We start from the raw sequence: 12,760 nt of genomic DNA on the forward strand, positions 1-12,760 counted from the left end.
GGACCCTTTCAGGAGGTCACCGCGCATCGGCCGCGATCGGCCGTACGCGGACCGTCGGCCGTCGGGCGGATGTCGAAGTCGAAGATCGCCGTTGGCAGGTAGAGCGTGCTGCATGCGTTGGGGATGTCCACCACGCCGCTGAGCCGGCCCTCGATCGGCGCCGAGCCGAGCAGCAGGTAAGCCTGCTCGCCGCTGTAACCGAAGGACTTGAGGTATTCGATGGCGTTCAGGCAGGCGTTGCGATATGCCATGGTGGCGTCGAGGTAGTGGTTGGTGTCGGTGGTGTGGTCCACGGAGATGCCGACGAACGAGAGGAACTCGCTGTAGCGGGGCTCGACGTTGCCGGGCATGAAGATCGGGTTCGTGGTCACTCCGTACTTCTCCATGCCGCCCTTGATGAGGTCGACGTGGAGGTCCAGGAACCCGCCCATCTCGATGGCGCCGCAGAAGGTGATCTCCCCGTCGCCCTGGCTGAAGTGCAGGTCCCCGGCGGACAGCAGACCGCCGGGGACGTGCACGGGGTAGAAGACCCGGGAGCCCCGGGTGAAGTTCTTGATGTCGTGGTTGCCGCCGTTCTCCCGGGCCGGCACCGTGCGGGCGCCCTCGCGGGCGATCCTGGCCGCGTTCTCACCGGTGAGCTGCCCCGCCAGCGCGTTGTCCGCCAGCGGTGGCAGCGCCAGCGCCGGCACCCGGTACGGATCGGTGTCGATGAGGGCCTGTTCCCGGGCGTTCCAGCGGGCCAGCAACTCGGCGGACGGAGCGGTGCCCATGAGGCCGGGATGGGTGATCCCGGTATACCGGACACCGGGGATGTGCCGCGAGGTGGCCATCTGTCCGTGGAAATCCCAGATGGCCTTGTACGAGTCCGGGAATTGGTCGGTGAGGAACCCGCCGCCGTTGTCGCGGGCGAAGACACCGGTGTATCCCCAGCCCGAGCCCGACCCGTCGCCCGTCGGTTGCGGGATCGGACCCAGGTCCAGAATGTCCACGATGAGCAGGTCTCCCGGCTCCGCTCCTTCCACCGCGATCGGGCCGCTCAGCATGTGGGCGTGCGACAGATCGACGTCGCGGACGTCATTGGCCGAGTCGTTGTTGCCGATCTGGTTGTCGGTCCAGTCCCGGCACTCGAGACGGAATTCCGTTCCCGGCGACACGGTGGCGGCCGGCGGGATGTCCGGGTGCCAGCGGTTGTGGCCCGGGACCTTCTGATCGCGCATGGACAGGGTCTGGTCGACGCTGAAGATGACTTCCGGCATGTGCTGCCTCCAAACGGGTTTCGCCGATCAGGGCTTCGGCAGAAGGGCGTGTCGGGGGTCCGTCGTCCGTGCGGATGTCCGCCGGGATGCGGGGACCTCGTCGACGACGCAGGGCTCGTACGCGCTTGCCTCCTGGGCGTGCAACGCCCGGGCCAGCGCGGCTGGTGTGCGGACCACCATCGGGGAGGTGAAGACGCGACGTGACTGGTGACCGCACGCCTCACACGGTTCCTCCGGCCGGGCCTCCCCGATCGGGCGTACCACGTCGAAGGGGCCGCATCCCGCACACCGGTACTGGTACGTAGTCATGACACTCCTCAAAAACTTCGCGATTGAAGTATTTTGGGAGAAAGTAAATCGGGAAGGCGGACGATGTTACATGCAGGTAAAGGCTGCGCGCCGCGCGTTCAGGTGGCGCTACGCCCGGGGGTGAGGTCAGACTCTCTCTAGGAGAGCTGCTGGAGGACGTCCCACTGCAGGCCGTCGGCGGCCGCGAGGAACACACGCTGATTCAGATGGCGGTTTCGCACCTGGACGGTGCCGCGCGGACTCTCGTACTCCAGCCCCTCGGCCATCGCCTGGATCCGCTCCACGTCCAGCACACCCGCCCTGCGCAGCAGCTCGGTGAGCATGCGCACGCCTTCGTAGCAGGACTCGCCCAGGCTGTTGAGCACCGGCGCCTGCAAGCCGAACCTGCGCCCGTAAGCGGCGGCGAAGTCCAGCCCAGACGCGGTCGGCAGGTCTTCGAAGTATCCCGCCGAGGTCATCAGGCCCCGCGTGTTCTCCGGCCCGGTGGCGAGGAGGACGTTCTCCTCGATCAGCGAGCTGAACCGGACGTGGTCTCGATCCAGCCCCGCACTGCTGAACGCGCGGTTGAAGTTGACGGCGTCATTGCCGATCAAGAGCATGAGGACCGCTTCGCACCCGCTGATCGCGACCCGGCTCAGCGTCTCCCCGAAGTCCTCGGTGCCCAGCGGCACATAGATCTCGTCACACACGACGCCGCCCAGTTCGGCCAGATAGTGCCGGGCCGCGCGGGCCGACGATCGCGGCCAGACGTAATCGTCGCCCACGATCGTCCATCGCCGGATTCCCAGCTCGCTCGCGAACCATTCCAGCGTCGGCCGCAGCTGGCGATTCGGCGTCTCCCCGGTGAGGAACACCCCAGGAGACCGCTCGCCGCCCTCGTAGAGCGCGGTGTAGACGTACGGCACCCGTCCGCCGATGCGCGGAGCGACGACCTCGCGTACCGCGGAGATGTGCCAACCGGCCACGGCGTCGACCATGCCTGCGCAGATCAGCGCGTCGATCTCGTTCGCCACCTGCCCGGGCGGCGCCCCACCGTCGACGAGCACCAGCCGCAGCTCCTTGCCCAGCACTCCCGACTCGGCATTGACCTCTTCGGCCGCCAACTGCGCACAACACTCGCAGGACGGCCCGAAGATCCCGGCCGGGCCCTGGAGCGGTATCACGAGGGCGACATCCAGCGTGTCATGGCGCTTGGGCCCTGCGGGAGAGCCGGGCCACAGGCGCGACTTCTCGATCATGTCGGTAACGTTATCTATTACTTGTTACCGAAATATTTCACAGCGATAAGGAATGGTACCGTAGGAGGGACGGCCACCACGATCTCTTGGCAGGGAAGTTGACGACTGCAGCGACCGTACATCGCGACCTCGACTTCGCGCGGCTCCTCACGCTCGTCGAACGGAGTGTCGTACAGAAGCTCGGTGCGGCGCTGAAAGCGGACAACGCCACGATCGAGGAGTGGCGCGTGCTGTCACTGCTGGGCGACGGCAACGGTCACCCCATGACCGAGGTCGCCGAATTCGCGGTGCTCTCGCCGCCGAGCCTCACCAAGGTCGTCGACCGCATGGTGTCGTTGACCCTCGTGCATCGCCGGGTGGATGAGGCGGACCGTCGGCGCGTGCTGGTGTTCGCGACGGAGCGCGGGCGCCAGGCACTCGAGAAGTGGACCGCCACGGTGGAGCGCCAATACAAGGACATCGTCGACGCCATCGGCGGCGAGGAGATCGCCCTGCTGCGGGCCCTGCTGGTCCGCGTGTCCGGCCGTCTGGGGCAATGACCCGGAGGCGCGCCGCGTGCGATCGCCGTCATCTCGCACCGGCACGGCTCGATCTTGCCCCTAAAGCCTCGCCTGTACGTCCTGCTCGACCTGCTGCGCGAGCAGGCGGTGGCGGTTGGCTCGATTGACCTCCTGCCGATGCGGATCCGGGATGGGCGCCGCGAGCAGGAGACGCTGGGTGTACGGATGCTCGGGGCTCGATGTCACGACGTCCCCGTCCCCGTCCTCGACGAGCTCCCCTCGATACATCACCGCCACCCGATGGCTGATGTAGCGCACGACGCCCAGGTCGTGCGACACGAACAAATAGGCCACATCAAGCGACTCCTGCCGCTCGATCAACAGATCGAGCACGGTCGCCTGGGTCGAGAGATCAAGTGCCGACACAGGCTCGTCACAGACGACGAGCTTCGGCCGCAGCGCGAGTGCACGGGCGATCGCGACTCGCTGGCGCTGGCCGCCGCTGCACTCCCGCGCATAGCGGTCCACGGCATCCTTCGGCAGCCGAACCTGGTCGAGGAGTTCGCGTACCTGCGCCTTGGCGGCGTGACGCCTGACGCCGGTGACCCAGAGTGGCTCGGTGAGGATGTCGCCGACCGTCATGCCCGATCTCCCGGCCCTCGAACCGAATCGAGCCGCCGGTCACCGGGGCGAGGCCGAGAATGGCGCGGCCGAGTGTGGTCTTGCCCGAGCCCGACTCGCTGACCAGACCGACGGTCTCGCCGGCCTTCACGTCGATCGAGACCCCGTGAAGGGCACGGAACGGTTTCGAGCGGAAGCCCTTCGACGGATACTCGACAACGAGGTCTCGAACCTCGAGCAGTGATTCAGACACGAGAGTCTCCCGTAGCCTTCGCGCGGGCGAGCCGGGACGGCCGCCCGTCGAGCATCGAGCCGAGCACCGACCGCGTGTAGTCGTCGAAGCTCGTCGTGGGGGCGGTCATGCGATGCCTCCCTGCGTTGTCACAGTGGCGTGTGAACAACAGTTAGGGGAAACATGCTGACCAGTGGTAAGTATGTCAATGATGCCGGATATGCCGGGCCTTTGCTTGATCAATAAGCTGGAGTCGCACATGCCACCTGCCTCGCCGGCAGCCGCCGCTGACACGCTGACTGCACGGGACGGCGCCCGCTTCAGAGACCTGAACGACAACGGCACGATGGAGCCCTACGAGGACCCGCGACTGTCCACTGCCGAGCGGGTCGCCGACCTCGTGACTCGTCTTTCGCTCGCCGAGAAGGCCGGCCTCATGTTCCACACCCAGGTGGTCGCGACCGCAGACGGCCGGGTCTCGAACGCGCCGATTCGACCGGGCCGCGTGGGCGCCGCCGACCTCGTCGGCGGCAGGCTCATCACGCACCTCAACGTCACCGAGATGCCCGGACCGCGGGAAATGGCGCGCTGGCAGAACGCGGTGCAGGAACTCGCCGCGCGGAGCCCGCACGGCATCCCGGTCACGCTTTCGACCGACCCGCGACACGGTTTCGGGCACAACGCGGCCGCTTCCTTCGCGGCGACCGACTTCTCCGCCTGGCCCGACCAGATCGGCTTCGCCGCCATCGGCGACGCCGATCTCGTCCGCCGATTCGGCGACGTCGCACGACGCGAGTACCTCGCTCTCGGCCTCCGGGCGGCGTTGCATCCCTCGGTCGACCTCGCGACCGAGCCGCGCTGGGCACGCCAGTACACGACCTTCGGCCAGGACGGCGAGCTCGCCGGCCGTCTCGTCGTCGCGTACCTGGAGGGTTTTCAGGGCGCGAGCCTCGGTCCGGGCAGCGTCGCCTGCATCACCAAGCACTTCCCCGGCGGCGGGCCGCAGCGCGACGGCGAGGACCCTCACTTCCCTTACGGGCGCGAGCAGATATACCCCGGCGGGCGCTTCGACGAGCACCTCGCGCCCTTCCGCGCGGCGATCGCCGCCGGCACCGCCGGCCTCATGCCGTACTACGGGATACCGATGGGCCTCGAGTGGGAAGGCGAGCCGATCGAGGAGATCGGCTTCGGCTTCAACCGTCAGATCATCACCGGCCTCCTGCGCGAGCGTCTCGGCTACGACGGCGTGGTGTGCAGTGACTGGGGACTCGTCACCGACGCGCTGTCGCCCGACGGAAGCCGCATCCTGCCCGCACGGGCCTGGGGCGCCGAAGAGCTCACGCCGCGCGAGCGCGTACGTCGCATCGTGGAGGCGGGGTGCGACCAGATCGGCGGCGAGGAGTGCGTCGACCTCCTCATCGACCTCGTCGAAAGCGGCGACATTCCCGAGTCGCGGATCGACGAGTCCGCGCGCCGGCTGCTCGCGGTGAAGTTCGATCTCGGGCTGTTCGACAATCCGTTCGTCTGCGAGGACGAGGCCGCCGCCGTCGTCGGCGCGCCGCAGTTCGTCGCCGAGGGGCTGGCCGCCCAGGCTCACGCCATGGTGGCGCTCACCCCGCTCGACGCGTTGCCGGTGCAGCCTGCGCGGCTCTACCTCGACGGTCTCGACCCGACGGCTGTGGCAGGGGCTGCCGCCGTTGTCCACGACCCGCGCGACGCCGACCTGATCGTGGTCCGGGTCGCGGCGCCGTGGGAAGCCCGTGACACGTACATGCTGGAAGGCGGCTTTCACGCCGGCAGGCTCGAGTTCGCCGAAGCCGACATCGCCCGGATCCTCGATCTTGCGGCGGCGGCGCCGACGGCTCTTGTGGTGGGGCTGGACCGGCCCGCGATCCTCACCCCGTTCCTCGACGCCGGACTCAGCTTGCTGGCCGAGTTCGGCGCCTCCGATCGTGCGGTGCTCGACGTCGTCCTCGGCGTGGCCAAGCCGCAGGGACGGCTGCCGTTCGACCTGCCACGTTCGATGGCCGCCGTCGAGACGAGCCTCCCCGACGTACCCGGGGACACCGCCGACGCATTGTTCCGCGCCGGATACGCTGCCAGCAGCACCGCCGGGATCACACGGACCTGAGATGAAGGGAACACTGGTGCCCGACAGGGAAGCGCCCACACCGCCGCGCCCCCGTCCCTATGAGAGCCCCGGCCCTTATGAAAAGGGGCGGGCGAAGCGCCGGGAGATTCTCGACGCCGCGCTGGAATTGATCGCCGTAAACGGCTATGGCAACACGAGCGTGCAGCAGATCGCCGACGCGGCGAACCTGACCAAGGCAGGCCTGCTCTACCACTTCGGCTCGAAGGAGAACCTCCTGACCGAGGTGCTCCGTCGTCGCGACGAACGCGACGTCGCCGCCTTCACGAACAGCGGCGCCGCCGAACCGCGCATCACCCGCATCGTCCGGCACAACAGCGAGGTGCCCGGCCTCGTGGAGCTGTACTCGGCGCTGGTCCAGGAAGGAGTCGACCCCGAGCACCCCGCACACGACTTCTTCAGTGAGCGTTTCCGCCGGGTCACCGGAAACGTGCGCGCCGACATCGGGCACGCCGTGGACGCAGGCGAACTGCGGCAGGGGCTCGACGCCGAGATGCTGTCCCGCATCCTGATCGCGGTCGCGGACGGTCTCCAGCAGCAGTGGCAGTACGACCGCTCGATCGACATGGCAGCGCATCTCGACTACCTGTGGTCGCTGCTCGGCGAGGGAGGCACGGCATGAACGGCCGGGGATTCGGGCCGCGCACTCTGCTCGCCGACCTCCTCGACCACGCCGAGGCCCGCGGCATCATCCGGCGTGCGTTGCCCGGGGTCGTGAACTCACCACTGCTCATACAGTTGCGCCGGCGCTCCCTCGGCGATATTACGGCCGCCGGCCCGTACGCCCGGCTCACCTCCGCACAGCTCGACGACCTGTGGCGCGAGCTTGCCGCACTCGATGCCGGTGACCCACGCGTACGCTCCGATCCGCCGGCCATCGCGCTGGATCCCTGCTACGAGCCGGCCGGCACGCCTCGCGGTTCGGCCGAAGTGATCTCCGCACCCGCCGCGGGTGAGGTGTGGGCGACCTGGGAGCTTGCACTCGCCGGACCGAGCCACGGCAATCCGTTCGTCGACGTCGAGGTGCACGCACGCGTGACCGCCCCCGACGGGTCGGCACGCCGGCTCGGCGGCTTCTACGACGGCGACGGGATCTGGCGCGTCCGGCTGCTGCCCGACCAGGCCGGACGCTGGGTCGTCACGACGGAGGCGACCACGCCCTCGCTCGACGGCATCACCGTGGAGCTCACCGCGGTGGCCGGTACGGGCCGAGGGCCGGTCCGGGTGGCCGACCGGTATCACTTCGCGCACGCGGACGGCACGCCTCATCTGCCGCTCGGCACGACCGCGTACGCCTGGACGCACCAGAGCGAAGCGCTGCAGGAACAAACCTTGCGCACGCTTGCCGGCTCGCCCTTCACCAAGATCCGGATGGGGATCTTCCCGAAGTCGTATCTCTTCAACGCCAACGAGCCTCCGCTCTATCCGTTCGAGCCGGACGGCGACGGCGGGTGGGACTTCACGCGCTTCAACCCCGCCTACTTCCGCGCTTTCGAGCGCCGGATCGCGGACCTTGCGGCGATCGGCGTCGAAGCCGATGTCATTCTGTTTCACGCCTACGATCGCTGGGGCTTCTCCGACATGGGCACCGCCGCGGACGACCGCTACCTCCGCTACGTGGTCCGGAGATTGTCCGCATGTCCGAATGTCTGGTGGTCGCTCGCGAACGAATACGACCTGCTGTTCTCGAAGACCGTCGACGACTGGGAGCGGCTGGCCGCGATCGTCGTCGAGGAGGACCCGGTCGGGCACCTGTTCTCGATCCACAACTGCTTCGGCTTCTACGATTACGGCCGGCCGTGGATCACCCACGCGAGTGTGCAGCGCATCGACGTCTACCGCACCGCCGAGAACACCGACCAGTGGCGTGAGCAGTGGGGCAAACCCGTCGTCATCGATGAGTGCGCCTACGAAGGCGACATCGACCAAGGATGGGGCAACATCACCGGTGAGGAGATGACCCGGCGGTTCTGGGAAGGCGCGGTACGCGGCGGCTACGTCGGACACGGGGAGACCTACCTGAACGATCGCGAAGAGCTGTGGTGGTCGAAAGGCGGCGAACTCGTCGGCTCGAGCCCGGATCGGATCGCCTTCCTCAAGCAGATCATCGAAGAATCGCCGACCGGTGTGCTCGACCCGCTGCCGAGTGACTGGGACACCCCCTGGGGCGGCGTGGCATCGCGCTATCTGATCGCCTACTTCGGCTTCAACCGGCCGTCCTACCGCGATATCACGATGGAGCCCGGCACGGTCTGGACGGTGGACGTGATCGACACGTGGAACATGACGGTCGAAACGCTGCCCGGCACCTACTCGGGCAGCTTCCGGGTCCTCCTGCCGGCGCGCCAATACATGGCGATCCGGCTCGTCGCGGCGGACCCTTCCAGCGCTTAGTCGAGGTCGTAGGCGTAGATCCAGCCGTTCGCCACCAAGGGGTCCGCGTCGGCGAAGGACTTGTCGCGGGCCTGTTGTTCCGGCCCGTCGGGCAGGTGGTTGATGAGCGCCCGCGCGTGGCTCACTTCCTGCAACCTGCGGGTCCGGGGGATCCGCAGCGTCTCGTACCGCCGCAGAGCCTGGGAGGGATCGCCCGGGTCGCCGGCGAGGCAGCGGGCGAGCACGGCGGCGTCCTCGATGGCCTGGGCCGCCCCCTGCCCGAAGAACGGGAACATCGGGTGGGCCGCGTCGCCGAGAAGGGTCACCGCGCCCTTGCTCCACCGCCGCAGAGGTGCCCGGTCCAGCAGGGCCCACCGTCCGGGCGTCCCACCCGCCTGGATGAGCTCGGTGAGCCGCGGATCCCAGCCTTCGAACTCGGCCAGGAACTCCTCCACCGTCGCGGTCGCGGTCCAGGACTCGACGGCGTCGTCCCCGGCGGGAGCGAACGCGACGAGGTTCACGAACCGTCCAGCCGAGACGGGGTAGTGCACCAGATGATGGTCGGGCCCGATCCAGAGTGTCTGAGCGTTGCGCCGGGAGAAGGCCGGGGCACGCTCGGACGGCACGAGGGCGCGGAAGGCACAGATTCCGGAGTAGGCGGCCGGCGAGGATTCGGCGATCGTGCTGCGCACGACGGAGTGGATCCCGTCCGCTCCGATCACGACGTCCGGCTCGACGATCTCGCCGTCGGCGAAGCGCAACACCGGCCGGCCATCGCCGCGGGTGGTGAGATCGACGCACCGCTTGCCGAGGCGAATGCCGCTGTCGGGGACGGCTGATCTCAGGACATGCAGGAGGTCGGCACGATGCGCGGTGTAGGTGTGCTCGCCATACAGCTGCTCACAGGCCGCGGCGAGGTCTTCGGCGGACAGCACCGTGCCGTCCTGCCAGCGGCGGAACTCCCAGCCGATCTCGAGTCGTACGGCACGGTGCAGGAAGTCGTCGAGGACACCGAGCCGGCGGAGCAATCGGGCCGCGTTCGGCGCCACCACCAGGCCCGCACCCACCTCCTTCAGCTGCGACGCCTGTTCGTAGATGGTGGCGGAGATCCCTTCACGACGAAGAAAGGCGCCGGCCGCGAGTCCGCCGATCCCACCTCCCAGGATCGCGATCCGTAGGTTCTTGACCCCTGCGTCGACCATCCGCTCGCACTCCGCTTCCGCCGTGGAGACCGCGCCTGCCCGGCACGCCGATGGCGTCATGGTGCCCCACTGCGCCGCTCCAGCGGACCGGCGTGTTCATCCAATGAACATGCCTGTTAGGGTGCCGCTACCCGATGAGCCGAGGGGGTCGCGCACGGCATGCCTCGAACGCGTGAGCCGGGGCGGACGGTGAGCTCGCGCCTGCTGGAGATCCTCTTCGCCTTCCAGCCTGACCACCCCGACCTGAGCCTGGCCGATCTGGTGCGCATGACCGGCATTCCGCACCCGACCGTGCGTCGCCTGGCCATGGAACTGCTCGCGGCGGGCGCTCTCGAGCGCCGCGAGGACGGGCGGTTCACGGTCGGCCTGCGGTTGTGGCAGCTCGGGACGCTGGCACCGCTGACCGAGTCGTTGCGGACGCTGGCCCAGCCGTTCATGGAGGACCTCCACAGCACGCTTCACCAGCATGTGCAACTGGCCGTCCTCGAAGGACACGAGGCACTGATCATCCAGCGGCTCTCCGCACCGCACGCTCTGGACCTGGTCTCGCACGTCGGCGGGCGGCTGCCGCTGCATTGCTCCGGCGTCGGGAAGGTGCTCCTGAGCCATGGCGGACCGGAGCTGATCGAGAGCGTCCTGAACGGCGGGCTTCGCCGCTACACCCCGCGGACGGTGGTCGACCCGGCGGAGCTGCGCCACGAGATCGCGGCGTGCCGCCGGACCGGAGCCGCCGCCGTGCGTGGCGAGCTCACCGAGGGGGCCGACTCGGTGGCCACGCGCATCGTCGACGGCCAGGGGCGGGTCGTCGCGGCGTTGTCGGTGGTGCTCCGCGCGGGCTCGGTCAAGCACCAGGCCGCACTGCCGTCGGTCCTGGCCAGTGGCCTGGGGATCTCGCGGCAGCTCGGCTGGCGTCCCGGCATCCGGATCCGCGAAGGCTGAGCTCTCCCTTCCTCACCACTCCACCGTCGGATGTCCGGTGAGCGGACCGTTCAGCACCATGGCGAGGGGGCGCTCCTGCTCAGGTGACCACACGCAGACGCTCGATGGAATCCCACGCGGGAGGCTCTGGCCACCCGCCCCCGCCTGCGGCATCTGGTCCCGCCGAAGCCGGGCCCGCGCCCTCCAGGCCGATGACCGCGCAGGCCAGTAGGTGCTCGCCGGGCGGCAGGTCGCCCTTCAGCGTGGGGATCGTGGTGCGCGGGGCGAACACGTTGGTGCCGGGCAGGGCCGTGACGAGGGCTCCCTCCCGCCGGCCGGACAGGTCCTCGATCGCGCACAGGCCGTTCGGCGAGTCGAGCCGGGCCCGGCCGGGACCGATGTCGACTCGGGTGGGCGGCCGGTCCCGGTCGACCGCGAAGGCGCCCTCGGCGGTGCGCAGCGCCCGCCCGGTTCTGATCCGGTGCACCCGCACGTGCCACGGGGGCAGCGCCACCAGCCAGGTCTCGATCTCCACGTCGTCCCAGGGCGTCCAGCGCGCGTGCAGCACGCCGTCGGAGGCGGAGGCGTCGTCGGGCAGCTCGCACGGCCGCCAGTGCTCGCCGTCCTCGCTGAGCGCCAGCGTGCTGTCGAAGGCGCCCTGCTCGAGCTTCAGGGTCCCGGCGGGCACGCTGAAGCCGAAACGCGTGGAATAGGCGAACTTGGCGTACTTGGCCGCGCCGTGCCGCGCCCAGGGGTTGCGCTGCCCGGCGCTCAGCATCACCACGTGCCGTCCCTCCTCGCAGCGCATCAGCGCCACGCCTGCCTCCGGCTGGGTGCTGACCTCGGGCAGCGGGGGAGCGTCGGCCTCCTTCGCGGCCCAGAACGGATGCTCCGCGGGCAGGGCGAGCGGCAGGAACGCCTTCATGGCCCAGTACGGCGAGCCGGGCGCGTTGTACTGCTCGGCCAGGTGCGGCTGAGGATAGCCGTAGCCGATGGTGAGCAGCCCGGCGGTGTCGCGGATCGGCCGGCGGCCCCACCAGCGCAGGTTCCGCAGCAGGTGCCCCTTGGTCACCTCCCACGGCAGCGCCTCGACACCGGCGAAGGCCAGCGCCCCCCAGAACGCCGACTGCGCGAAGCGGTAGGTCAGGCTCCTGCCGAACGGGACGGCGACGCCCTCGCTGGTGAACCAGTGCTGGAAGTCCTGGGCGAACGTCGCGGCCCGCTCGCGGAAGCGCCCGGCCCTGTCCGGGTCGTCGCCGAGCGCCGCGTAGATGAGGCCGTAGTAGTGCATGGCGAAGGGGATGTAGTAGTCGCGCTGCCACGTGGGCCCGTCGGAGTACCACCCCCGTCCGAGATCGAACTGCTCCAGCCGGTCGAGCCTGGCCCTGTTGGCGTCGTGGTCGTAGGAGACTCCGACGCGGCGGAGCCCGAGCCCCACCATGACCGGGAAGAACATCCAGTTGTTGTTGTTCGGCTCCACGGTGACCGCGTGCCGCAGCCAGGCGGCCACCGTGTCGCGCTGCCGGCCGGTCAGCGGGTCCCAGATCTGCTCGGGGGCCAGGGCGAGCGTCAGGCCGATGGCCGCGGTCTCGACCAGCCGCTGGTTCCGGTCGAAGACCGCGCCCCAGTAGTCAGGGTGATCGGGGTCGGTCCCGGCGGCGAGGCCGGCGCGCCAGAGCTCCCAGTGATCGAACGTCCCGCCGCCGGCCGCCAGCGGCGCCAGCCCCCACAGCGGGCGTGCAAACGCTTCCAGCTCGGAGGCCGCCTGGTCGTAATGCGCCGTGTTGAACCCCAGCCGCAGTCGCCCCCTACCCGGGCTGAACCGGGAGATCAGCGGCTCCACCAGGTCTAGGACCTGACGGCCCAGGTCATCTCGGTCGCTGCCAGTCCGTCCTGCGCGGTCGTCGGTGTCCACAGACTCTCTCTCCCTTGGAAAGCGCTTTCAGAGAAAGAGTTCCCGCC

Annotated in this window: 10 protein-coding genes and 1 pseudogene; 5 read left to right on the forward strand and 6 right to left on the reverse strand. The window is 69.1% G+C overall.

Going from position 1 to position 12,760, the window contains the following annotated elements:
* Positions 1 to 8 precede the first annotated feature (8 nt).
* The 3 genes from fmdA to Q9G87_RS10985 form a co-directional block, all read right to left on the reverse strand.
* Positions 9 to 1,256, reverse strand: a complete 1,248-nt coding sequence (gene fmdA, locus Q9G87_RS10975) for a formamidase (protein WP_305916155.1) — start codon at positions 1,254 to 1,256, stop codon at positions 9 to 11.
* 27 nt (positions 1,257 to 1,283) lie between these two features.
* Positions 1,284 to 1,565 (reverse strand): FmdB family zinc ribbon protein, encoded by a 282-nt coding sequence (locus tag Q9G87_RS10980; protein ID WP_305916156.1) that lies wholly within the window; start codon positions 1,563 to 1,565, stop codon positions 1,284 to 1,286.
* A gap of 137 nt (positions 1,566 to 1,702) precedes the next feature.
* A complete protein-coding gene (locus tag Q9G87_RS10985; RefSeq protein WP_305916157.1) occupies positions 1,703 to 2,803 on the reverse strand; it encodes a substrate-binding domain-containing protein in 1,101 nt (366 codons plus the stop codon).
* Between the two features lie 98 nt (positions 2,804 to 2,901).
* Here Q9G87_RS10985 and Q9G87_RS10990 point away from each other — a divergent pair, with 98 nt between their 5' ends.
* Positions 2,902 to 3,342, forward strand: coding sequence for a MarR family winged helix-turn-helix transcriptional regulator (locus tag Q9G87_RS10990; RefSeq protein ID WP_305916158.1), 441 nt, complete (start codon positions 2,902 to 2,904; stop codon positions 3,340 to 3,342).
* 60 nt (positions 3,343 to 3,402) lie between these two features.
* Here Q9G87_RS10990 and Q9G87_RS10995 read toward each other — a convergent pair.
* A pseudogene (locus Q9G87_RS10995) lies at positions 3,403 to 4,177 on the reverse strand (ATP-binding cassette domain-containing protein).
* 238 nt (positions 4,178 to 4,415) lie between these two features.
* Here Q9G87_RS10995 and Q9G87_RS11005 point away from each other — a divergent pair.
* The 3 genes from Q9G87_RS11005 to Q9G87_RS11015 are packed head-to-tail and all read left to right on the forward strand — an operon-like array spanning position 4,416 to position 8,699.
* The gene (locus tag Q9G87_RS11005) at positions 4,416 to 6,287 is read left to right on the forward strand and encodes a glycoside hydrolase family 3 protein (protein ID WP_305916160.1); all 1,872 of its coding nucleotides are present in this window, start codon (positions 4,416 to 4,418) and stop codon (positions 6,285 to 6,287) included.
* A 1-nt stretch (position 6,288) separates the two neighbouring features.
* A complete protein-coding gene (locus Q9G87_RS11010; RefSeq protein ID WP_305916161.1) occupies positions 6,289 to 6,927 on the forward strand; it encodes a TetR/AcrR family transcriptional regulator in 639 nt (212 codons plus the stop codon).
* The gene (locus Q9G87_RS11015; protein ID WP_305916162.1) at positions 6,924 to 8,699 is read left to right on the forward strand and encodes a DUF5605 domain-containing protein; all 1,776 of its coding nucleotides are present in this window, start codon (positions 6,924 to 6,926) and stop codon (positions 8,697 to 8,699) included. Before Q9G87_RS11010 ends, Q9G87_RS11015 begins: the two co-directional genes overlap by 4 nt.
* Here the strand turns inward: Q9G87_RS11015 and Q9G87_RS11020 are convergent.
* Positions 8,696 to 9,940 carry an FAD-dependent monooxygenase gene (locus tag Q9G87_RS11020; RefSeq protein ID WP_305916163.1) on the reverse strand — a complete coding sequence of 415 codons (1,245 nt, stop codon included), beginning with the start codon at positions 9,938 to 9,940 and terminating at the stop codon, positions 8,696 to 8,698. The genes Q9G87_RS11015 and Q9G87_RS11020 overlap by 4 nt on opposite strands.
* 99 nt (positions 9,941 to 10,039) lie before the next feature.
* On the opposite strand from Q9G87_RS11020, the gene Q9G87_RS11025 reads away from it, so the two are divergent.
* Positions 10,040 to 10,819, forward strand: a complete 780-nt coding sequence (locus Q9G87_RS11025) for an IclR family transcriptional regulator (protein ID WP_305916164.1) — start codon at positions 10,040 to 10,042, stop codon at positions 10,817 to 10,819.
* Between the two features lie 79 nt (positions 10,820 to 10,898).
* On the opposite strand, the gene Q9G87_RS11030 is transcribed toward Q9G87_RS11025, so the two are convergent.
* Positions 10,899 to 12,713 (reverse strand): DUF2264 domain-containing protein, encoded by a 1,815-nt coding sequence (locus Q9G87_RS11030; protein ID WP_305916165.1) that lies wholly within the window; start codon positions 12,711 to 12,713, stop codon positions 10,899 to 10,901.
* Between the last annotated feature and the right edge of the window lie 47 nt (positions 12,714 to 12,760).

It is taken from the genome of Nonomuraea turcica (assembly GCF_030718205.1).
In the GTDB taxonomy this organism is placed as follows: Bacteria; Actinomycetota; Actinomycetes; order Streptosporangiales; family Streptosporangiaceae; genus Nonomuraea.

Excerpts from the sequence above, each read along its gene's own strand:
- Q9G87_RS11005 (WP_305916160.1), top strand. The coding sequence starts at position 4,416 with ATGCCACCTGCCTCGCCGGCAGCCGCCGCTGACACGCTGACTGCACGG.
- Q9G87_RS11010 (WP_305916161.1), top strand. The coding sequence starts at position 6,289 with ATGAAGGGAACACTGGTGCCCGACAGGGAAGCGCCCACACCGCCGCGC.
- Q9G87_RS10980 (WP_305916156.1), bottom strand. The coding sequence starts at position 1,565 with ATGACTACGTACCAGTACCGGTGTGCGGGATGCGGCCCCTTCGACGTG.
- Q9G87_RS10985 (WP_305916157.1), bottom strand. The coding sequence starts at position 2,803 with ATGATCGAGAAGTCGCGCCTGTGGCCCGGCTCTCCCGCAGGGCCCAAG.
- fmdA (WP_305916155.1), bottom strand. The coding sequence starts at position 1,256 with ATGCCGGAAGTCATCTTCAGCGTCGACCAGACCCTGTCCATGCGCGAT.
- Q9G87_RS11020 (WP_305916163.1), bottom strand. The coding sequence starts at position 9,940 with ATGACGCCATCGGCGTGCCGGGCAGGCGCGGTCTCCACGGCGGAAGCG.
- Q9G87_RS11015 (WP_305916162.1), top strand. The coding sequence starts at position 6,924 with ATGAACGGCCGGGGATTCGGGCCGCGCACTCTGCTCGCCGACCTCCTC.
- Q9G87_RS11025 (WP_305916164.1), top strand. The coding sequence starts at position 10,040 with ATGCCTCGAACGCGTGAGCCGGGGCGGACGGTGAGCTCGCGCCTGCTG.